Source organism: Bradyrhizobium sp. Ken01 (assembly GCF_055807355.1).
Genome location: NZ_JBVVPC010000014.1, coordinates 60355 through 81219, shown reverse-complemented (window position 1 = coordinate 81219; position 20865 = coordinate 60355). Strand labels below are relative to the sequence as shown.

Here is a 20865-nt window from a genome sequence, read left to right as displayed (position 1 = left end):
ATATCGCGCGCGTAGCTCCCCAGCGCGTCCGCTTCATGCTGCGCGCGCTGCGGTTCCGAAACCGACTTTATGTAGCGAAATCGTCAGGTTCCGCGGAGGTAAACCGGTTCCAACGCGCCCGCCCGATTTTGGTTTCAATTGGTGCAAAGGATGATCAGGAACCATATTGATGAACGGCAGTTAAATGGGGTGGAATGAAACAGGAGGGGACGACCTGTGAATTTAGTCGTCGTTTCAAATCGCGTCGCGCGCGGCAAGCCCAATGAGCCCATGACGGGCGGTCTCGCGGCGGCGTTGTTACCCGTCGTGGAACATTCGGGCGCGATTTGGGTGGGTTCCTCGGGCCGTGTGCGTGATGGTCATCAAAAGGAGCCGTTCGCAGAAATCGAAGCACTGGGTTCGGGTGCGATCGCGACGCTGGATCTGCCGGCGGCGCACTATGGCGGCTATTACGAAGGCTTCGCCAATTCGGCGCTGTGGCCGGCGCTGCACTCGCGCAGCGATCTGATCCGCGTCTCGCGCGATGACTATGTCAGCTATCGCGAGGTCAACGCCTTCATGGCGCGTGCCTTGATGCGCTTCCGGAAAGCGCAAACTGCGTTCTGGGTACAGGACTATCATTTCCTCGCGCTCGGTGCGGAACTGCGGGATCTCGGCGTCGACGATCCGATCGGCTTCTTCCTCCATACGCCATGGCCCGTCGCCGCGGTGATGCAGGGCGTTCCCAATCATCGCGAGCTGATCACGGCGATGCTGGCCTACGATCTGATCGGCTTCCAGACCAACGACGACTGCCAGAATTTTCTAGGCTATGTCGCGGGCGAACTCGGCCTCGCCGTGGAAGACGGCGTGGCGATCTCGCAGCATGGCCGAACGCGCTGCGAAGTCTTTCCGATCGGCATCGACGCCGAGAAGTTCGCGCAATACGCGGCGAAATCGGCGTCGCATCCGGACGTGTCGCGGCTGCGCCGCAGCCTCAACGGTGAGCGGCTCGCGATCGGCGTGGACCGGCTCGACTATTCCAAGGGCCTCGTCAACCGCATCAGCGCGTTCGATCGGCTCTGGACCGAGCATCCGCAGTTCTCGCGCAGCATTTCGCTGTTGCAGATCGCAAATCCTTCGCGCGGTGCCATCGAAGCCTATGGCAATTTGCAGAACGAGGTCGCGCGGCTCGTGTCCGACGTCAACGGCCGCCACGGCGAGGCGGACTGGACACCGATCCGCTATCTCAACAAGGGCTTCAGCCAGGCCGTGCTCGCGGGTCTCTACCGCACCGCACAGATCGGCGTGGTGACGCCGCTGCACGACGGCATGAACCTTGTCGCCAAGGAATACGTCGCCGCTCAAAACCCGGCCGATCCCGGCGTGCTGGTGCTGTCGAAATTCGCCGGCGCGGCCAACGAGCTCGACGCCGCCCTGCTGGTCAATCCGCACGACATCGACGGCATGGCGCGCGCGATCGCGGTCGCGGCCGCGATGCCGCTCACCGAGCGTAAGATGCGCTGGGATGCGATGATGAAGAAGCTGCGCGGCCACACCATCCAGCAATGGTCGGCGGATTTCGTCGCTGAACTGGAGAAATGCCGGACGGAGAAGGCCGCGGTCGCGCCGCTCGCCAACCAGCCGCCGCAAGCGCTGCGCTGGCTGAAGTCGGCGATCTCAGGCGTGCGGTTGATCTAGTCTTCTTCTCCCCGTTTCTTGCGGGGAGGGCAGGGGGCGAAGACGAGAGCCTCAATAGCAATACGACACGCCCTCCAGAATCGCGCACTGCCGCTTGTTCGGCGCGTTCGGATCGTCGAGCGGCACCATGCCCTTGCCCTGGCCGACGAACACCCCGGGCCCGACATGCACCGAGCTCTTGTTGCCGATGATGACGCTTTGATGCGGCGTCGCGCTCGAACGGGTGCCGTCCGGCCAGAGGATGGCATCGCCGGAAAGCATCCCGCGCCGCCCGTCGTCACAGCTGACATCGACCCCTTGCCGGGTGCAGACCTGTGCGGCGGCCGGTCCGGCGAAGGCGGCGGCAAGGGCCGAGATCAGGCTCAGCGCGGCGATGGTGTTGCGGATGGTCATGGTGCCCCCGGACGTGTTTGACGGTCTTGAGTGAATCGTCGCGCCAAACCCGCCGCCGGTTCAGCCGGCGGGCGGTTCCGAGCGGTGGCGCGGCGCCTGATATTGTCTATGAAATACAACATCTTAGGGAAAAATCACCCGATTCCCCCGCGATCCCTTGCAAAATCATCGGCGCCCCTTCAAGAGAGTGCGCTCCGGAGAGATGGCCGAGTGGCTTAAGGCGCACGCTTGGAAAGCGTGTGTGCGGGAAACCGTACCGTGGGTTCGAATCCCACTCTCTCCGCCATCAGCCCCGTCCGGCCAACCCATACCTTCCGTTCCTCTCGCCCGTCCGCGACGCCCTTCCATCGGCGATCGCTGCCGACATGGCGATGCGGCTGCAGGCAAATGCTCCAATTTGTCGCTGTCCAAATGGCGGCCTCAAAACCCGGTCGCGATGCCGCAATCTGGCGGCAGTTTAGTCCATCATTCAGCCAGTACATGCGTCGTGGGAAAAGACCCAAAGGTGCATGAGCGTCTCTCGCGCGCCTTCGGCCGCGACAACGCGTCGCGATCGCGCGCCATGCAGAAACGCGCCTGTACACGGTCGTGTGACCTCCATAACTTCCGCGGCGCAATGTGAGGAGATGCGACGTGGCGAAGAAGAAGACGGCGACCAGGAAGAAAACTGCTGCGAAGAAAGCAGCGAAGACCTCCAGCAAGAAAAGCGCCATTCGCAAGGGCAAGGTCGCGAAGGCCGCAACGAAGCCGGTGAAGAAGGCAGCTCCGCGCAAATCATCAGCACCACGCCGCCCAAAAGGCCCGGCCTGGCAATGGTCGGCGGTCGAGACCGCGGCCGCCATCCGCTCCGGCGCTATCTCCGCGGTCGAGACCGTCGAGGCGCATCTTGAGCGGATGCGTGCCGTCAACCCGAGGCTGAACGCCGTCGTCGTCGATCTCAGCGAGGAAGCGCTGAACGCCGCGCACGCGGCCGACAAGCAGCGCGCGAGGGGCGGCGAGCTCGGCCTCCTGCACGGCGTACCGATCACGATCAAAGAGAATGTCGACTACCAAGGCCGCCCGAATTTCAATGGCGTTCCCGCCAACAAGGACCTCATCGCGCCGTCGGATTCGCCCGTGGTGCGCAACCTGAAGAAGGCAGGCGCGGTCGTCATCGGCCTCACCAACACGCCGGAATTCTCCTTCCGCGGCTTCACCGACAACCCCTTGCACGGGCTGACGCTCAATCCGTGGGATCCGGACATCACCTGCGGTGGCTCCTCGGGCGGTGCGGGTTCGGCCGTCGCCGCCGGCATCGGCACCATCGCGCACGGCAACGACATCGGCGGCTCGCTGCGCTGGCCGGCGCATTGCAACGGCGTTGCGACCATCAAGCCGACGCAGGGGCGTATTCCCGCTTTCAACGCGAGCGCAACCGCCGAGCGGCCGATGCTGGCGCATCTGATGTCGGCGCAGGGGCCGCTCGCCCGCCACGTCGCCGACGTCAGGCTCGCGCTGGAGGCGATGAGCCAGCGCGATCCGCGCGATCCCTGGTGGGTGCCGGCGCCGCTGGTCGGGCCGAAACCGAAAGGGCCGATCAAGGTCGCGCTCGCCAGGATTCCCGAAGACATGGACGTCGATCCACACGTCGCGGCGGCCTTGCGCCAGGCCGCCGATCATCTGGAGCGTTCCGGCTATCGCGTCAGCGAGGTCGATGTGCCCGACATCGACGGCGTCTGGCAGACCTGGTGCGACATCATCACGAACGAGACGATGGTGTTGCAGGAAGCCAGCATGCTGAAGGTGACGTCGGAGGACTTCCACAAGGCCTGGAGCGGCATGAAAGCCAAGGCCAACGTGCTCGACCTCAAGGCCTGGATGCAGGCCACCGCCGCGCGGAACGGCCATATCCGCGCTTGGCAACTGTTCTTCGAGGAATATCCGGTGGTGCTGGCACCGACCACGGTGAAGCCGACGCCTAGCCCGCGAGAGGACACCGTCAGCCCCGAGCGCGTGCGCGAGATTTTCTGGGGCGAGATCCGCTTCATCTCCGCGATCAACGTGCTGGGCCTGCCCGGCGCCGTGGTGCCGGTGACGCTGCACGATGGCAAGCCGATCGGCGTGCAGCTCATTGCCGGACGCTATCGCGAGGACCTCGCGCTCGATGCCGCGGCCGCGATCGAGAAGCGGGCCGGCGTGCTCGCCCATCGGCTGTGGGAGCAGATGGACTGATAGGCAGCGAAGGTTTCACCTTCTCCCCTGCGCAAGGGGAGAAGGAAGCCAGTCAGCCGGCTGCGCAAACTTCATTAATCCAATTTGACTCGAATTTTAGCCAATTCCCCAACAAGTGTTAGGGTTACTTCCTCGATCTCTAGACGAATTATTGTCCGCTTTACCACCCGCCTCTAACAGAGGGACGGCGGACAACGCACATGCCTCATACAGGCCAATAAGTGCGGCCCGCTCCACGCGGAGGTGGCACGATGCGCAACGAGACGATCGCTATTCACGCCGGCTACGAGCCCGAAGCCACCACGCACGCGGTTGCCGTGCCGATCTACCAGACTGCGGCCTACGCCTTCGACAGCGCCGATCACGGCGCGGCGCTCTTCAATCTCGAGACCGAAGGCTATCGCTACAGCCGCATCGCCAATCCGACCAGCGCGGTGCTGGAGAAACGTATCGCCGAGCTCGAGGGCGGCGTCGGCGCGCTTGCGGTCGCGACCGGGCAGGCCGCGCTGCATTTCGCCTTCGTCAACGTCGCCGACCACGGCGGCAACATCGTTTCCGTGCCGCAGCTCTACGGCACCACGCATACGCTGCTCTCGCACATCCTGCCGCGGCAGGGCATCACCGGCCGCTTCGCCGAGAGCGACAAGCCCGAGGCGATTGAAAAGCTGATCGACGAGAACACCCGCGCGGTTTTCGCCGAAACCATCGGCAATCCCGCCGGCAATGTCTGCGACATCGAGGCGCTGGCGAAGATCGCCCATGCCCATGGCGTGCCGCTGATCGTCGACAATACCGTTGCAACACCCATCCTGCTCAAGCCGTTCGATTACGGCGCCGACATCGCCGTGCATTCGCTGACCAAGTTTCTGGGCGGCCACGGCACCACGCTCGGCGGCGCCATCGTCGATTCCGGAAATTTCCCCTGGGCCAAGCACGCCGATCGCTTCCCCGGCTACAACAAGCCGGACGCCTCCTATCATGGCCTCGTCTATGCCGAGCGCTTCGGCCGCACAGCCTATATCGAGCGCGCGCGCAGCATCTATCAGCGCACCATGGGTTCGGTGCTGTCGCCGTTCAACGCCTTCCTGCTGCTCCAGGGCATCGAGACCGTCGCGCTGCGCATGGAGCGCCACTGCGAGAATGCCCGCAAGGTCGCCGACTTCCTGCGCAAGGATCCGCGCGTGGCCTGGGTCAACTACACCGGCTTCCCCGATAGTCCCTATTATCCGCTGGTGCAGAAATATCTCGACGGCAACGCCTCGTCGCTGTTCACCTTCGGCATCAAGGGCGGCATGGAAGGCGGCAAGTCCTTCTACGACGCGTTGAAGCTGATCACGCGCCTCGTCAATATCGGCGATGCCAAGTCGCTAGCCTGCCATCCGGCCTCGACCACGCACCGGCAGATGTCGGCGGAGCAGCAACGGGTCGCCGGTGTTTTGCCGGAAACGATCCGCTTGTCGATCGGCATCGAACATTGCCAGGACATCATCGAGGACCTCGACCAGGCCCTGGAAAAGGCCTGCCCGTCCGCGCGCCTCCAGGCCGCGGAGTAAGCGGCCGCGCTGATGACGATCCTGATCGACAGGGATCAAGCCATATCGAGCCCGGCGCTGGTGCCGGGAGCGGGCGATCTGGCGCGCGAGTCCGGCGGGACCGAGCTTACGATCGGCTTGATCAACAACATGCCGGATCCGGCGCTGAAGGCGACCGAGCGGCAGTTCATGAAGCTGCTGCAAGCCGCTGCAGGTCCGCGCCGCATTCGCTTTCACTGCTTCTCGCTGCCCTCGGTCAAGCGCTCGCCGGAAGCGAGATGGCATGTCGAGAGCGAGTATTCCGAACTCACCGAGCTCAGGCGTCACAAGTTCGACGGCCTGATCGTGACCGGCGCCGAGCCGATCGCGCCCGAGCTCGACCGGGAACCGTACTGGCGCGACCTCACCGAGCTGATCGACTGGGCCAAGGTCAACACGCGCTCGACGATCTGGTCGTGCCTCGCCGCGCATGCCGCGGTGCTGCATCTCGACCGCATCGAACGGCGGCCGCTGCCCGCCAAATGTCACGGCATTTTCGACTGCGAAGCCGTGACCAGCGATCCGCTGACGCGGGCCGCGCCTGCGCCGCTCAAGGTCTCGCATTCGCGCCTCAACGAGATCGCCGAGAGCGACCTCGCGCAGGCCGGCTACCAGGTGCTGACGCGTTCGGCAAAGGCCGGCGTCGATATCTTCGTCCGCCAATATGCCAGCCGCTTTGTGTTCTTCCAGGGCCATCCCGAATACGACGCGCTGTCGCTTCAGCGCGAATATTTGCGCGACATCGGCCGGTATCTCGCGCGTGAGCGCGACAATTATCCGCATTTGCCCGTGAGCTATTTTGACGCTGCGACGGAAGAGAAGCTGGCCCGCTTCGAGAAACAGGCAAGGCACCAGCGCCACCCCGCGCTCAGCAACGAGCTGCCGGCGCTGAATTTGCGTGCCGACATTGCCGCGGGCAGCGCCGCGGCGGCATTGTTCCGGAACTGGCTGCAATATCTCGGCGCAGGGACCGACGCGTCGGTGCTTGCGCGTTAGGTCGGGACGACGGGCTCGACGTTAGGACTAACGAAGTGTGAAGCTTGCCTCGAGCGGCGCACGAATGCTTCAGTGAGGGGCAGGGCAAACAGGAAATGCGAGTCGTGTGGTCGGCACTCCAGGGACGCGTCAGCAATCGGCTGGCCCGGCATTTCCGCGCCGCGCCGCACCGGCTGCCCGCGCATGCGCCCATGGTGAGCTTCACCTTCGACGATGCCCCCGATAGCGCCGCAGGCGAGGGCGCCGGGCTTCTGGAGCAGCATGGCGGCCGCGGTACGTTCTATCTCGCCGGCAGCCTGGTCGATCGTCCCTCGGACCACTGGCACGGCCTGTCCAACGACGCCATCGTGCGGCTTCACCGGGCCGGGCACGAGATCGCCTGCCACACCTTCTCGCACCTGAGTGCGGTCAATCTCGACGAGGCCGCCATGGCCCGCGAGATCGAGCGGAACCGCAGCCATTTTCGCGGCATCGATTCTTCGATCACGCTGGAAAATTTCGCTTACCCCTATGGCATCGCGTCGGTGTGGCGCAAGTCGCAGCTCGCCAGGACCTTCCGCTCGGCGCGCGGCATCCTTCCCGGCGTCAATCGCGACGTCATCGATCTCCAGTTCCTGCGGGCCTCGCCGCTGGTCGATTGCGAGATCGATATTGCGGGTGTCGATCGCTATTTCGACGAGGCGGTCGAGAGCGGCGGATGGCTGATCTTCTACGGCCATGACGTCGCCAAGGCGCCGAGCCCGTATGGCTGCACGCCGGACCTGATGCGCCATGCGCTGCAGGCCGCCGGGAAGCGCGACATGCCGATCGTGACGGTCGCGGAAGCGCTGCGAAGGATCGGGGCGTAAGAAGCGTTCTTCCCACAAAGGGAGGGGGAAGGCGGCGTCCTGCGCGCAAACAGTCTTGCCACGCCTGCGCGGTCATGCGACTGGCCTTGTGACGAATCTCACGGCCTCAGCCCGACATGCCCATGTCCTCTCCTTCCACCGCTCCGCTGTCTGCGCCGGCCCAGGGCCGCGATGCGCTCTCGGTGCTGCGTTCGGTGTTCGGCCTGCCCGGGTTCCGCGGCGCGCAGGGTGAGATCATCCGGCACGTCACGGACGGCGGCAATTGCCTGGTGTTGATGCCGACCGGCGGCGGCAAGTCGCTGTGCTATCAATTACCGGCGCTGCTGCGCGAAGGCTGCGGTGTCGTGGTGTCGCCCTTGATTGCGCTGATGCGCGATCAGGTCGCCGCCATGCTCGAAGCAGGCGTCAACGCCGCCGCGCTGAACTCGTCGCTGACCGCGCAGGAAGCCTCAGACATCGAGCGGCGCCTGCTCGCGGGTGATCTCGACCTGCTCTATGTCGCGCCGGAACGGCTGGTGACGCCGCGCTGCCTGGCGCTGCTCGCGCGGGCGAAAGTGGCGCTGTTCGCGATCGACGAGGCGCATTGCGTCTCGCAATGGGGCCATGATTTCCGCCCCGAATATGTCGGCCTGTCGATCATCGCCGAGCGCTTTCCCGACGTGCCGCGCATCGCGCTGACCGCGACTGCCGACGAATTGACCCGCAAGGAAATCGTCGAGCGGCTTGCGCTTGCAGACAGTCCGCACTTCGTCTCCAGCTTCGATCGTCCCAACATCCGTTATGAGATCGTCGACAAACGCAACGCGGTGTCGCAGCTCAAGGATTTCATCCGGGAGCGTCACGCGGGAGATGCGGGCGTCGTCTATTGCCTGTCCCGCAAACGGGTGGAGGAGGTCGCCGCCGCGCTCGACGATGCCGGCATTGCGGCGTTGCCCTACCACGCCGGGCTCGACAGCAGCGTTCGCTCGTGCAACCAGGACCGCTTCCTCAACGAGGACGGCATCGTCATCGTCGCGACCATTGCCTTCGGCATGGGCATCGACAAGCCCGATGTGCGCTTCGTCGCGCATCTCGATCTGCCCAAGAGCATCGAGGCCTATTACCAGGAGACAGGACGCGCCGGCCGTGACGGCAAGCCGTCGGCGGCCTGGATGGCCTATGGTCTCTCGGACATCGTGCAGCAGCGCCGCATGATCGACGAATCGAGCGGCTCCGACGAATTCAAGCGGGTCTCGATCGGCAAGCTCGATGCGCTCGTTGGCCTTGCCGAAACGCCGCACTGCCGGCGCCGGCGGCTGCTCGCCTATTTCGGCGAGATCGTGATGGGCGAGGGCTGCGGCAATTGCGACAATTGCCTGACGCCGCCGAAAATGCGCGACGGCAAGGTGCTGGCGCAAAAATTGCTATCCTGTGCCTATCGCACCGGGCAGCGTTTCGGCGCGATGCATCTCATCGACGTGCTGATCGGACGCCTGACCGAGAAGGTGACGCAGTTCGGCCACGACAAGCTCACGGTGTTCGGCATCGGACGCGAGCTCAACGAGAAGCAGTGGCGCACGGTGCTGCGGCAGCTCGTGGCAATGGGGCATTTGCTGAGTGACAGCGAAGCTTTCGGCGCGCTGAAGCTGACGGACTCGTCGCGCGGCGTGCTGCGAGGCGAAACTGAAGTGTGGCTGCGCGAGGAAGCGCCCGGGGCCCGGATCCGTTCGAGCCGCGCCAAGTCCCGCCGCGGTGATCTGGCGCCGGCAGCCGACGCGGCGCAGGGCGATGTCGATCCTGAATTGCGCACGCGGCTACGCGCGTGGCGCTCGGAGATTGCCCGCGCACGTGGCGTGCCGGCGTATGTCGTGCTGCACGACGCCACCATCGACGGCATCGTGCGCGCGTGGCCGACCACGATGGACGAGCTGCGCAATGTGCCCGGCATCGGCGACAAGAAGCTCGAGCATTACGGCGACGAGCTGCTGCAGATCGTCAGGACACGGTAGGGCGCGGCCATCTCTCCTCACGTCGTCATCCCGGACAAGCGAAGCGGAGCGGAGCGCAGATCCGGGATCCATAGCCACAGGCCGTAGGAAGAGGCACGCTGACTGCCTCGGCGTGCTTCAACAATTGGCAGTCGGGGTAATGGATCCTGGCTTTCGCCAGGACGACACTCGTGGGGAGGTGCGCGCCGCCTCACATCACCGACGCGCTAGCCGTTCCTGAATGCATACCCATAGCCGTTCAGCGCCGGCGCGCCGCCGAGATGGGCGTAGAGGATCTTTGCGCCCTTCTCGAAATAGCCCTTCTGCGTAAGGTCGATCAGGCCCTGCATCGACTTGCCCTCGTAGACGGGGTCGGTGATCATGGCTTCGAGACGCGCGGTGAGGCGGATCGCCTCCTTGGTCTCTTCCGACGGCACGCCATAGGCGGGATAAGCGTAATCCTCGATCAGCACGACGTCGTCGGCGACGAGATCCTGGCCGAGTTCGACGAGCTTGGCCGTGTTCTGCGCGATCGAGAGCACCTGCGCCTTGGTCTGCGCCGGGGTGAAGGACGCGTCGATGCCGATCACCTTTCGCGCGCGGCCATCGGCGGCGAAGCCGACCAGCATGCCGGCATGGGTCGAGCCGGTGACGGTGCAGACCACGATGTAGTCGAACTTGAAGCCGAGCTCGGCTTCCTGCTTGCGCACTTCTTCGGCGAAGCCGACATAGCCGAGGCCGCCGAATTTATGCACGGAGGCGCCGGCGGGAATCGCATAGGGCTTGCCACCCGCCGCCTTCACCTCCTCGATCGCCTCCTCCCAGCTCTTGCGGATGCCGATGTCGAAGCCATCGTCGACCAGGCGCACGTCGGCGCCCATGATGCGCGACAGCATGATGTTGCCGACGCGATCATAGACGGCGTCCTCGTGCGGCACCCAGGCTTCCTGCACCAGGCGGCATTTCATGCCGATCTTGGCCGCAACCGCCGCGATCATGCGGGTGTGGTTGGACTGCACGCCGCCGATAGAGACCAGCGTGTCGGCGTTCGAGGCGATCGCGTCGGGGATGATGTATTCGAGCTTGCGCAGCTTGTTGCCGCCGTAAGCGAGCCCGGAATTGCAGTCCTCGCGCTTGGCGTAGACCTCGACGTTGCCGCCGAGATGCTTCGACAGCCGCTCCAGCTTCTCGATGGGCGTCGGACCAAAGGTCAGCGGATAGCGCGCGAATTTTTCGAGCATCGTAAGGTCATCCCGATTGGCGTTAATGTCTCGAAAAACGCTAGCATCGCTCTGCAAAAAGGTGCTTTCAATTATTGCGCCTCTGTTGCGCGCAGTCTTGCGGAAAGTGCCATATAACGTAGTATTTCTTTCGCACTAGATGCTAACTACGGAAGTTTCTTCCATGTCGGCTCGTCTTGATCGTATCGACCTTAAGATGTTGCGATTGCTGCAAAATAACGGACGCCTCAGCAATGCGGAGCTGGCCGAAACCGTCGCCATCAGCCCCGCCACCTGCCATCGCCGCACCCAGCGCCTGTTCGAGCACGGCTTCATCGCCGCCGTCCGCGCCATGGTCGCGCCCAAGAAGGTGGCCAAGGGCACGCTGGTGATGGTCGGGGTCGTGCTCGACCGTTCGACGCCGGAGAGCTTTGCGATCTTCGAGCAGGCGATCACCAGCCTTAAATTCGTGCTCGACTGTCATCTCGTCGCCGGCGACTTCGACTATTTCCTCAAGATCCGCGTCGGCGACATGGAGGACTTCAACCGTATCCATGGCGAGCAGCTGATCGCGCTGCCGGGCGTGCGCCAGACCCGCACCTTCTTCGTGATGAAGGAAGTCGTCGACAACGCGCCACTGGAGTTTTGAGCGGAAGCTATTGATGCGCGATCCGCATCATGAGAGATTCAGGTGATGCAGTCATTCCCCTTCCGCCACCTCAATCCGGCCGGGCCGGCCTATCGGCGCGGTTGGGTGGACGAGGCGGTCGCCGCGATCGAGGCCGACCAGTGCCGCACGGCCGACACGCATCTGATCCGGCTGATCGTGCCGGCGCTGTCAGGCATCGACATCTATCTGAAAGATGAGTCCACGCATCCGACCGGCAGCCTGAAGCACCGGCTCGCGCGCTCGCTCTTCCTTTACGCGCTCTGCAACGGCCATATCCGCGAAGGCACGCCTGTCGTCGAGGCCTCGTCGGGATCGACCGCGGTGTCGGAAGCCTATTTCGCGCAGATGATCGGCGTGCCCTTCTATGCCGTGATGCCGCGCACGACCTCGGCCGAGAAGATCGCCGCGATCGAGCATTACGGCGGCAACTGCCATCTGATCGACGACGGCCGCGCGCTGTATGCGGAGGCCGGCGCGCTGGCCGCACGGCTGGGCGGCCACTACATGGACCAGTTCACCTTCGCCGAGCGCGCCACCGACTGGCGCGGCAACAACAACATCGCCGAATCCATCTTCACGCAATTGCAGGGCGAGCCGCGCCCGCTGCCGGACTGGATCGTGATGGGCGCGGGCACCGGCGGCACCTCGGCCACCATCGGACGCTATTTGCGTTATCGCCAATATCCGACGCGGCTGTGCGTCGCCGATGTCGAGCATTCCGCTTTCTTCGACTGTTTCAGCTCGCAGGATCGCTCCCATGTTTGCGACCGCCCCTCGCTAATCGAAGGTGTCGGGCGGCCGCGCTGCGAACCTTCTTTTGTGCCGGGCGTGGTCGACCGCATGATGAAGATCCCGGATGCGGCAACGATCGCGGCGATGAACGTGCTGTCGCGTCGGCTGCGCCGCGCGGTGGGGGGCTCTACAGGCACCAACTTCCTGGCGCTGTGCCGGCTCGCCTCGGACATGCGAAAGGCGAATCAGACGGGGTCGCTGGTGACGCTGATCTGCGATTCCGGCGAGCGCTACCGGCAGACCTATTATGAGCCCGCCTGGCTGAAAGCGCGCGGTCTCGATCCGGCGCCGTTCGAGGCGGCCTTGTCGTCGTTCCTCGATACGGCGCAGCCACTGGCGCTCGAGTTCGAAGACGTAACGAATCCGCAGAACTTGCGACATCCTGGCGCCTGATAGCTGGCGCCTGCCTGCCATTTGCAAAATTGCACGGCCGTCACGGCAACTTCACTTGCCTTGCGCGTGCGTGCGGGCGAGTTTCGCGCCTTCTCAACGAGGAGACCTGCCGTGCGCCTGCCCATTCTCGATCCGAAAGACCTGAGTGCCGAACAGAAGCCGCTCTATGACGACATGCGAGCGGGCATCAAGGACCACTTCAAGGGCTTTGTGAACATGCGCGACGATGGCGCGCTGCTCGGGCCCTGGAATCCATGGATCCGCGAGCCGCGTTTTGGCAAGCCGGTGTGGGAGCTGGTCAAGGCGATCGCGGCGAACCCGCTGCTGCCGGCGCCGGTGCGCGAGGTCGCGATCCTCGTCACCGGCTCGCATTTCCGCTCCGGCTACGAGCTCTATGCGCATGTGCTGGTCGCCGAGCAGCGCGGCCTCTCCGACGAGAAGCTCGCGACCATCGTCGCTGGACAGCGGCCGGTCGATCTCACCAAGCAGGAAGCCGTCGCCTACGACGTGGCGTCCGCATTGGTCAGCGGCGGCGTGCTGCCGGAACTGACTTATCGGGCCGCGGTCAAGGAATTCGGCGAGCACGGCGCGGCCGAACTGTCCTATCTCGTCGGCGTTTACTGCATGGTGTCGGTGACGCTGAACACGTTCGACGTGCCGGTGCCGGAATAGATCGACGGTGCGATCACTCCGCCGCCTTGTTCATGGGCGGCGGGGGCGACCAGGCGACGCAGCGGTTGCGGCCTTCGGCCTTTGCCTGGTAGAGCGCGTGATCGGCCGCGCTCATCAAGGCGTCGATGCCGGACATGCTGACACTTGCTTCCGCAATGCCGATGCTCACGGTGACGCCGAACTGAATTTGATCGGCGGCGATCTGTGCGCTCATCACGCGCTTGCGGATGCGATCGGCGACGATTCTTGCACGCGACAGGCTGGTTTCGGGCAGCAGAATCGCGAACTCCTCGCCGCCGAAGCGGCCGACGACGTCCGATTTGCGCTTGCCATCGAGGCATGCGGCCGCCACGGCCTTGATCGCCTCGTCTCCGACCGCGTGACCATAGCGGTCGTTGACCGACTTAAAATGATCGATGTCGAGCATCAGGACCGAAACAGAGCGGTAGTAGCGCTGGAAGCGGCTCCATTCGGCCTCAAGCGAGCCCAGCAAATGGCGGCGGTTATAGAGGCCCGTGAGCGGGTCGGTGGTGGCCAGACGCTCCAGCATGTTGGCCTTGTTGGTGAGATCGGTAATGTCGACATAGGTCAGCATGCGGCCGCCGTTCGACATCGTGGTGCAGTGGGCCCTGATCCGCCGCGCATCCGGCGTCTGGAGGTCGCGCACATGATCGCCCGCCTTGACCTCGGCGACGCGCTTGACGGGAAATTTCGCCAGTTCGTTCGCCGGCAGATCGGGCGCGCTCGCACGGTGCACCCGGCTGACCAACGATGCATAGGTCGGGCGGGCGGCAGCTTCCTGTTCGCTCACCTCCCAGAACCGCCGCATGCGCCGGTTCATGAAGCTGGCATTGAGATCGCGGTCGAGCAGCAACACGCCGTCCTCGACATTCTCGAGGGCGTCGCGCAGCAATTTCAGCTCGTCGGAGTAGCGCACGATGTCGGTGACCGGCGTATAGGTCAGCATCCGCCCGCCGTTGGGCAGAGGCGTGCATTGCATCCGAACGACGTCGCCGCTGGTACGGCGCAGGTCGCGCGGAGACGCATCGCCTACCTGTATTTGACGGACGCGCTCGGCGACATAGGCCTCCAGCTCGGCCGGCGGAATCTCGTAGGCTAGCGTATCGCGGCCATGATGCATCAGCGTCACAAATGACGGGTTGCTGTTGGCGACTTCATCCGGCAACAGCCACATCTGCCGGAACGCCCGATTGATCAATTGCGCGCGGAGATTGGCATCCAGCAGCACGATGCCCAGTGGGACGAAATCAAGCGCTGCGCGAAGCGCCAGCATCTGTCCGCGTATCAGCGAATCGGTCCGCCGCTCCTGCTCGTCCACGGTCTTCGCCTCGACATGATCTTCCGCTCCGAGCGCAATGCCGACCTGACGGTCCGACCGCCAGAGCACATGGCAGGAGAGGATTTCCTGGCCTGCGAGCCGGAGCTGGAACCGATCGGGCACGCCGAGGCTGCTCTGCACCTCCAGCGTCGCGCCGTCTTCGGACATCCGGCGCACGACGCAATCGATCGTCGACTGACCGAAGTTGAAGAAGATCTGGCCGGCGAGGAACGTTCGTTCCGATACCAAGCGGGGCATTCCCAACCTCCCAGGCGAAAGCGGCCCAGTTTGCCCGAAGCTTACTTGCAGAAGGGTAAGCTGGTGCGCGATTTTGCGAGAGGGCTAATAATTGGTTCACGCATCCGGCCCTCGTCTACCCGATGGCGGAACTGCCTGCTGGATGGATTGTGATCGCCCGTGTGGTCACGCGGTGTCCGCAATCGGTGGACGGTGCGAATGCACGCAGGTACGTTGCCGTGACCGCACGGACACATCCTCCGCCAGAGTGCAGGCCGGACACTGGAGAACGACAGCCATGGACACGTCACGCCGCATCCTGCTCGCCGGACTGACGGGACTCGCCGTTGCGCCGAGCGTCGCAGCAGCCGCCCCCTCGGCCGCGTCCGACGACGTGACGGTCGCCGAAGAGCGCTTTGCGCGCATGATCGCGGCTGCGCATGCGCCCGAAATCACCTGCGCGTGGCAGGCGGAGCGTTATGCGGATTCGCATTGGCCAAGCTACGTCGCGGCGGCGCGTTCCGTCATCGAGGCGAGAGCGTGAGGCATTCTCTTTCCTCTCCCATTGCGGGAGGCGGCAGCACCAGGTGCTTCACGTTCCCACCGCCCGCCTGACCTGCTCACCGATCTGCGACAGCACGAGCTGCGCCTGCGGCAGAATTGCGCCCATGGCGTGGAAATTGTGGACCATGCCCTCGTGGCAGACGTGCTCGACCGCGACACCCGCCGCGAGCAGCTTGCGGGCATAGGCATTGCCCTCGTCGCGCATCGGGTCGAACTCGGCGGTGTGGATGATGGCGGTCGCCAGGCCCGCAAGCCGTGTCCCGCGCAGGGGCGAGATGCGGGGATCGGCAGCGTCCAACGCCTCGGGCAGATAGTCGGCGAGATCGGCTTCGATCGTGACGCGGTCGATCAGGTGGCCCTCGGCGAATGCTTGCCGCGAAGGCGAGGCCTCCTCGAAATCCAGCACCGGGCAGATCAGGCATTGCGCGACGATGGAAAGGCCTGCGGTCTGCGCCGCCTCCTGACACACGATCGCGGCGAGCGTTGCACCGGCGGAATCGCCGCCGAGCACCAGACGCCCGGCGTCGATGCCGAGCGATGCGGCCTCGCGCGCGACCCATTCCGTGGCGGCGATCGCATCGTCCACGGCGGCGGGGAATTTGTGCTCGGGCGCCAGCCGGTAGTCGACCGAGATGAGGCGGCAACCGGTCGCATGTGCCAACGCTGCCGCGATGCGGTCATGCGTAGCGATGCTGCCGGCAACCAGCCCGCCGCCGTGAAAGAACACGAAGCCGGGCGCGCGATCATCGGCACCTGCCGGTGAATAGAGGCGATAGGGCAGCGCACCGCCGGGACCAGGCAGCACGCCGTCGGACGTCGCCACGTCAGGCGCATCGGCGCGCGCGAACTGCATCAGCTTTGCCAATGACTGGCGCCGCGCTTCCACGCTGGGCCGGCTCCGTGCCTGCGGCGCAGCCGCAGCCATTATGGTCAACAAACGCTTTGCGAGCGGATCGAGCGGCATGGTGCTTCCTTTCCCCTCCCGGGAGGGTAACTCACCATTTTCCCGCGGGGAATCATTTAGAAATTACGCTCAATAGTGGCGCTATAGTGCGGCACCACGCCAAGGGGAGAGGCCGGTCATGGCCGAGATCAAAAAGCCCATCGCCTATTCGCCGAGCTGGACCTTCTTCGAGGGCAAATGGCATGACGGCAATGTGCCGATCATGGGCCCGCGCACGCATGCGGCCTGGCTCGGCTCGGTCGTGTTCGACGGCGCGCGTGCGTTCGAAGGCGTCGCGCCCGATCTCGACCGCCACGTCGCCCGCGCCAATCAATCCGCGATCAACTTTGGGCTGAAGCCGGTGGTCGACACCGGAACCTGGATGACACTCGCAAACGAGGGCATCGCGCGCTTCGCGCCAAATGCCGAGCTCTACGTCCGTCCGATGTACTGGGCGCGGAACGGATCGGGCGGCGGCGTGCTGTTCGATCCCGAGACCACCGATTGGTGCCTGTGCATCTACGAGGCGCCGATGCCGAAGCCCGTCGGCAACGCGATCACGCTGTCGCCGTTCCGCAGGCCCACCGCCGAATGCGCGCCGGTCGAGGCCAAGGCCGCCTGTCTCTATCCAAACAATTCGCGCGCGCTTGCCGAGGCGGCCTCGCGCGGCTTCCAGAACGCGCTGATGCTCGACATGCTCGGCAACGTGGCGGAGTTCGGCAATTCCAACGTGTTCATGGCCAGGGACGGCGTGGTCTACACGCCGGTGCCGAACGGCACCTTCCTCAACGGCATCACCCGCCAGCGCGTCATCAGCCTGCTTCGCGCCGACGGCGTCACCGTGGTCGAGAAGACGCTGCGCTATGCCGACTTCCTCGCCGCCGACGAGATCTTTTCTACCGGAAATTTCGCAAAGGTCGCGCCGGTGATCCGCATTGACGATCGCGAGCTGCAGCCGGGCCCGCTCTACATTCGCGCGCGCAAGCTCTATTGGGACTTCGCCCATGCGGTGAAGCTGGCGGCTTGATTCGCGCTGCTGCCGTCGTCCTGGCGAAAGCCAGGACCCATTAGCCCAGAGAGCAGTTTGGCGAAGATTCGTCGTTCGGTACGTCTAGCGCCCACAATCGATAAATCACGCGGTATGGGTCCTGGCTTTCGCCAGGACGACATCGTTGTGGTTCGTGAGCAACGCAAACGGCCGTGGTGCGCGGGGCGCGCCTTACGACGAGACCTACTCGTCCTTCTTCGACATCCGCTCGAGGCGTTCCTGCATGTCTTTCATCTGCTGGCGCAGATCGTCGATATTGCTGTCCTTCGGGGCTTCGGCGGTCGGCTCGGGCGTCGGCTCCGCGGAGCCCGCGGGGCGGGCCGCACCGGGCGCGAAAGGCTTGAACATCGAGAAGGTCTGCTGGAACAGCTCCATGTTGCGGCGGACCTGTTCCTCCAGCGGCGCAAACGGGGTTCCGGACAGCGAGGTGGCGATCTGCTTGCGGAACTTCTCCTGCTCCTGCGTGAGCGACGCGATGGCCTGCTCCAGATATTTCGGCACCACCATCTGCATGCTGTCGCCGTAGAAGCGGATCAGCTGGCGCAAGAAGGTGGTCGGGAGCAGGTTCTGGCCGGCCTTGTTCTCCTGCTCGAAGATGATCTGGGCAAGCACGGAGCGGGTGATGTCGTCGCCGGTCTTGGCGTCGTAGACCAGGAAATCTTCGCCGTCCTTGACCATGGAGGCGAGGTCTTCCAGCGTCACGTAAGTGCTCGTCCCGGTGTTATAGAGCCGGCGGTTCGCGTATTTCTTGATTGTGGTGGGTTGGTCTGATTTCGCCATGGGCTCTCACTTGCAAGACGCGGAGAACGGGAACCTGACGGGCTATGCCGCAGGGCGGGAAGAGTACGCAACGCAACAAAATAAGCATTTTCAAAGGGGTCACGCTACCGTTTTGTGCGCCACGGTTAATCGGGCAGCAAAAACGTGCTTGCGAAAGCGCCAAGAACGCTATTTTGAATGCGCTGCGGGATGAATTCGGCCGCCGGCCGATTGACATGCCTCAACGACGTTAACAGGATGCCGTCCGAGACTGGCGAGCCGTTTCCCCAGCCCCGTCTGCCCCCATACAACCCAGGAGATGCCCATGTCAGACGATGTCGTCATCGTCAGCGCCGCCCGCACCCCGGTCGGAAGCTTCAACGGAGCGTTCGCAACCCTTCCCGCCCATGATCTCGGCGCCATTGCCATCAAGGCCGCGCTGGAGCGCGGCGGCATCGAGCCCGGCCGGGTCTCCGAAGTCATCATGGGCCAGATCCTGACCGCCGCCCAAGGCCAGAACCCGGCCCGTCAGGCTTCGATCAATGCCGGCATTCCGGTCGAGAGCCCGGCCTGGGGCGTCAACCAGCTCTGCGGTTCGGGCCTGCGCACCGTTGCGCTCGGCTATCAGGCGCTGCTCAACGGCGATTCCGAGATCGTGGTCGCCGGCGGCCAGGAATCCATGAGCATGGCTCCGCACGCCCAGTATCTGCGCGGCGGCGTCAAGATGGGTGCTGTCGAATTCATCGACACCATGATCAAGGACGGTCTGTGGGACGCCTTCAACGGCTATCACATGGGCAACACCGCCGAGAACGTCGCGCGGCAGTGGCAGATCACCCGCGCCCAGCAGGACGAGTTCGCGGTCGCCTCGCAGCAGAAGGCGGAAGCTGCGCAGAAGGCCGGTAAATTCAACGACGAAATCGTTCCCGTCACCATCAAGGGACGCAAGGGCGATGTCGTCGTCAGCGCCGACGAATATCCGCGCCATGGCGCAACGGTCGACGCGATGGCGAAGCTTCGCCCCGCCTTCGAGAAGGACGGCACGGTCACCGCGGGCTCTGCTTCTGGCATCAATGACGGCGCTGCCGCCGTGGTGCTGATGACGGCCAGGCAGGCCGCCAAGGAAGGCAAGAAGCCGCTCGCGCGCATCGTGTCCTGGGCGCAGGCGGGCGTCGATCCGAAGATCATGGGCTCGGGCCCGATCCCGGCCTCGCGCGCCGCGCTGAAGAAGGCTGGCTGGAACGTCGGCGATCTCGACCTGATCGAGGCCAACGAAGCCTTCGCGGCGCAGGCCTGTGCCGTCAACAAGGACCTCGGCTGGGATACCTCCAAGGTCAACGTCAACGGCGGCGCGATCGCGATCGGCCATCCGGTCGGTGCCTCCGGCGCGCGCGTGCTGGTGACGCTGCTGCACGAGATGCAGAAGCGGGATTCGAAGAAGGGCCTCGCCACGCTGTGCATCGGCGGCGGCATGGGAATCGCGATGTGTGTGGCGCGCGACTGAGAATAGTTGACGCGTCATTTGTGCGTGCGCTGCACACGTGACTGAGTGCGTTGCACGCGATTAAAAAGGCAGCCGTTGCAAATCAAATATTCTTCGCAACCGTACAAGCCTCGACTAAAGAGAAACGCCCGGCTCGACGCCGGGCGTTTTGTTCTTGATGTCCGTCAAACCAACCGCATAATCCACCGTTAAAAACGATCACACAGAAACGTCCGAAGAGTCCAAGGGAAGGAAATACGATATGGCACGTGTTGCATTGGTGACGGGTGGTACGCGGGGCATCGGAGCTGCGATCAGCAAGGCGCTGAAGGCGGCCGGCTACAAGGTGGCGGCGAGCTATGCCGGCAACGACGCGGCGGCGGAGACGTTCAAGGCCGAGACCGGCATCGCCGTCTACAAATGGGACGTCAGCAGTTTCGATGCCTGCGCCGAGGGCGTGAAGAAGGTCGAGGCCGAGGTCGGCCCGATCGACGTGCTCGTCAACAATGCCGGCATCACCAAGGACGGCGCCTTCCACAAGATGAGCCTCGAGCAATGGAGCGCCGTGATCGGCACCAATCTCGGCTCGCTGTTCAACATGTCGCGCCAGGTCATCGAGGGCATGCGCGGACGCAAGTTCGGCCGCATCATCAACATCTCCTCGATCAACGGGCAGAAGGGCCAGTTCGGTCAGGTGAACTATTCCGCGGCCAAGGCCGGCGAGATCGGCTTCACCAAGGCGCTCGCGCTGGAGAATGCCAAGGCCGGTGTGACCGTCAATGCGATCTGCCCCGGCTATATCAACACCGAGATGGTGCAGGCGGTGCCGAAGGACGTGCTGGAAAAGGCCATCTTGCCGCTGATCCCAATCGGCCGTCTCGGTGAGCCCGAGGAAATCGCGCGCGCAGTCGTGTTCCTTGCCGCCGATGAGGCCGGTGCCATCACCGGCTCGACGCTGACCGTCAACGGCGGCCAATACATGGTGTGATGCGCAGGCATCACGTTCGATCGTAAAGCCAACGACTCGTCATGCCCGGGCTTGTCCCGGGCATCCACGGCCTTACAACAACCGTCGCCAC

General features: G+C 64.3%; 18 protein-coding genes and 1 tRNA gene. 14 read left to right on the top strand and 5 right to left on the bottom strand.

The features are described from left to right. Nucleotides 1–216: 216 nt before the first annotated feature. On the top strand, nt 217–1680 hold the full coding sequence (locus AC0L3S_RS16130; protein ID WP_473279787.1) for a trehalose-6-phosphate synthase: 1464 nt from the start codon (nt 217–219) through the stop codon (nt 1678–1680). 51 nt (nt 1681–1731) lie between these two features. On the opposite strand, the gene AC0L3S_RS16125 is transcribed toward AC0L3S_RS16130, so the two are convergent. Beyond that, on the bottom strand, nt 1732–2073 hold the full coding sequence (locus AC0L3S_RS16125) for a hypothetical protein (protein WP_473279785.1): 342 nt from the start codon (nt 2071–2073) through the stop codon (nt 1732–1734). Between the two features lie 196 nt (nt 2074–2269). On the opposite strand from AC0L3S_RS16125, the gene AC0L3S_RS16120 reads away from it, so the two are divergent. The 6 genes from AC0L3S_RS16120 to recQ all read left to right on the top strand — a co-directional run bounded on the left by AC0L3S_RS16120 (nt 2270) and on the right by recQ (nt 9687). After that, nucleotides 2270–2359 (top strand) — tRNA-Ser (locus AC0L3S_RS16120). Between the two features lie 347 nt (nt 2360–2706). Next, nucleotides 2707–4284: an amidase family protein gene (locus AC0L3S_RS16115; protein WP_473279783.1), complete on the top strand. Its 1578-nt coding sequence runs from the start codon at nt 2707–2709 to the stop codon at nt 4282–4284. 251 nt (nt 4285–4535) lie between these two features. Continuing rightward, nucleotides 4536–5837, top strand: coding sequence for an O-acetylhomoserine aminocarboxypropyltransferase/cysteine synthase family protein (locus AC0L3S_RS16110; protein WP_473264210.1), 1302 nt, complete (start codon nt 4536–4538; stop codon nt 5835–5837). A 12-nt stretch (nt 5838–5849) separates the two neighbouring features. Beyond that, entirely contained in the window at nt 5850–6851 is a 1002-nt protein-coding gene (gene metA / locus AC0L3S_RS16105; RefSeq protein WP_473279781.1) for a homoserine O-succinyltransferase MetA, read from the top strand. A 104-nt stretch (nt 6852–6955) separates the two neighbouring features. Then, nucleotides 6956–7699: a polysaccharide deacetylase family protein gene (locus AC0L3S_RS16100; protein WP_473279779.1), complete on the top strand. Its 744-nt coding sequence runs from the start codon at nt 6956–6958 to the stop codon at nt 7697–7699. A gap of 122 nt (nt 7700–7821) precedes the next feature. Then, entirely contained in the window at nt 7822–9687 is a 1866-nt protein-coding gene (gene recQ, locus AC0L3S_RS16095) for a DNA helicase RecQ (RefSeq protein ID WP_473279777.1), read from the top strand. Nucleotides 9688–9893: 206 nt separating this feature from the next. Here recQ and AC0L3S_RS16090 read toward each other — a convergent pair whose 3' ends face one another. Continuing rightward, nucleotides 9894–10907 carry a 1-aminocyclopropane-1-carboxylate deaminase gene (locus tag AC0L3S_RS16090; protein WP_007599136.1) on the bottom strand — a complete coding sequence of 338 codons (1014 nt, stop codon included), beginning with the start codon at nt 10905–10907 and terminating at the stop codon, nt 9894–9896. Nucleotides 10908–11070: 163 nt separating this feature from the next. Between AC0L3S_RS16090 and AC0L3S_RS16085 the strand changes: the two genes are divergently transcribed. The 3 genes from AC0L3S_RS16085 (at nt 11071) to AC0L3S_RS16075 (ending at nt 13413) form a co-directional block, all read left to right on the top strand. Beyond that, entirely contained in the window at nt 11071–11535 is a 465-nt protein-coding gene (locus AC0L3S_RS16085) for an Lrp/AsnC family transcriptional regulator (RefSeq protein WP_473279775.1), read from the top strand. Nucleotides 11536–11580: 45 nt separating this feature from the next. Next, entirely contained in the window at nt 11581–12741 is a 1161-nt protein-coding gene (locus AC0L3S_RS16080; RefSeq protein WP_473279773.1) for a PLP-dependent cysteine synthase family protein, read from the top strand. 111 nt (nt 12742–12852) lie between these two features. Continuing rightward, nucleotides 12853–13413 (top strand): carboxymuconolactone decarboxylase family protein, encoded by a 561-nt coding sequence (locus tag AC0L3S_RS16075; RefSeq protein ID WP_354063357.1) that lies wholly within the window; start codon nt 12853–12855, stop codon nt 13411–13413. Between the two features lie 13 nt (nt 13414–13426). On the opposite strand, the gene AC0L3S_RS16070 is transcribed toward AC0L3S_RS16075, so the two are convergent. After that, a complete protein-coding gene (locus AC0L3S_RS16070) occupies nt 13427–15010 on the bottom strand; it encodes a sensor domain-containing diguanylate cyclase (RefSeq protein ID WP_473264216.1) in 1584 nt (527 codons plus the stop codon). Between the two features lie 277 nt (nt 15011–15287). Between AC0L3S_RS16070 and AC0L3S_RS16065 the strand changes: the two genes are divergently transcribed. After that, nucleotides 15288–15533, top strand: coding sequence for a hypothetical protein (locus AC0L3S_RS16065; RefSeq protein ID WP_473264217.1), 246 nt, complete (start codon nt 15288–15290; stop codon nt 15531–15533). Between the two features lie 48 nt (nt 15534–15581). Here AC0L3S_RS16065 and AC0L3S_RS16060 read toward each other — a convergent pair whose 3' ends face one another. After that, entirely contained in the window at nt 15582–16517 is a 936-nt protein-coding gene (locus AC0L3S_RS16060; RefSeq protein WP_473279771.1) for an alpha/beta hydrolase, read from the bottom strand. Between the two features lie 118 nt (nt 16518–16635). On the opposite strand from AC0L3S_RS16060, the gene AC0L3S_RS16055 reads away from it, so the two are divergent. Further along, nucleotides 16636–17523: a branched-chain amino acid aminotransferase gene (locus tag AC0L3S_RS16055; protein ID WP_473279769.1), complete on the top strand. Its 888-nt coding sequence runs from the start codon at nt 16636–16638 to the stop codon at nt 17521–17523. Nucleotides 17524–17727: 204 nt separating this feature from the next. On the opposite strand, the gene phaR is transcribed toward AC0L3S_RS16055, so the two are convergent. Beyond that, nucleotides 17728–18324, bottom strand: coding sequence for a polyhydroxyalkanoate synthesis repressor PhaR (phaR, locus tag AC0L3S_RS16050; protein ID WP_473279767.1), 597 nt, complete (start codon nt 18322–18324; stop codon nt 17728–17730). Between the two features lie 304 nt (nt 18325–18628). Between phaR and AC0L3S_RS16045 the strand changes: the two genes are divergently transcribed. Beyond that, nucleotides 18629–19807: an acetyl-CoA C-acetyltransferase gene (locus AC0L3S_RS16045; protein WP_275172698.1), complete on the top strand. Its 1179-nt coding sequence runs from the start codon at nt 18629–18631 to the stop codon at nt 19805–19807. 241 nt (nt 19808–20048) lie between these two features. Beyond that, nucleotides 20049–20774 carry an acetoacetyl-CoA reductase gene (gene phbB, locus AC0L3S_RS16040; RefSeq protein WP_473264220.1) on the top strand — a complete coding sequence of 242 codons (726 nt, stop codon included), beginning with the start codon at nt 20049–20051 and terminating at the stop codon, nt 20772–20774. The last annotated feature ends 91 nt before the right edge of the window (nt 20775–20865 follow it).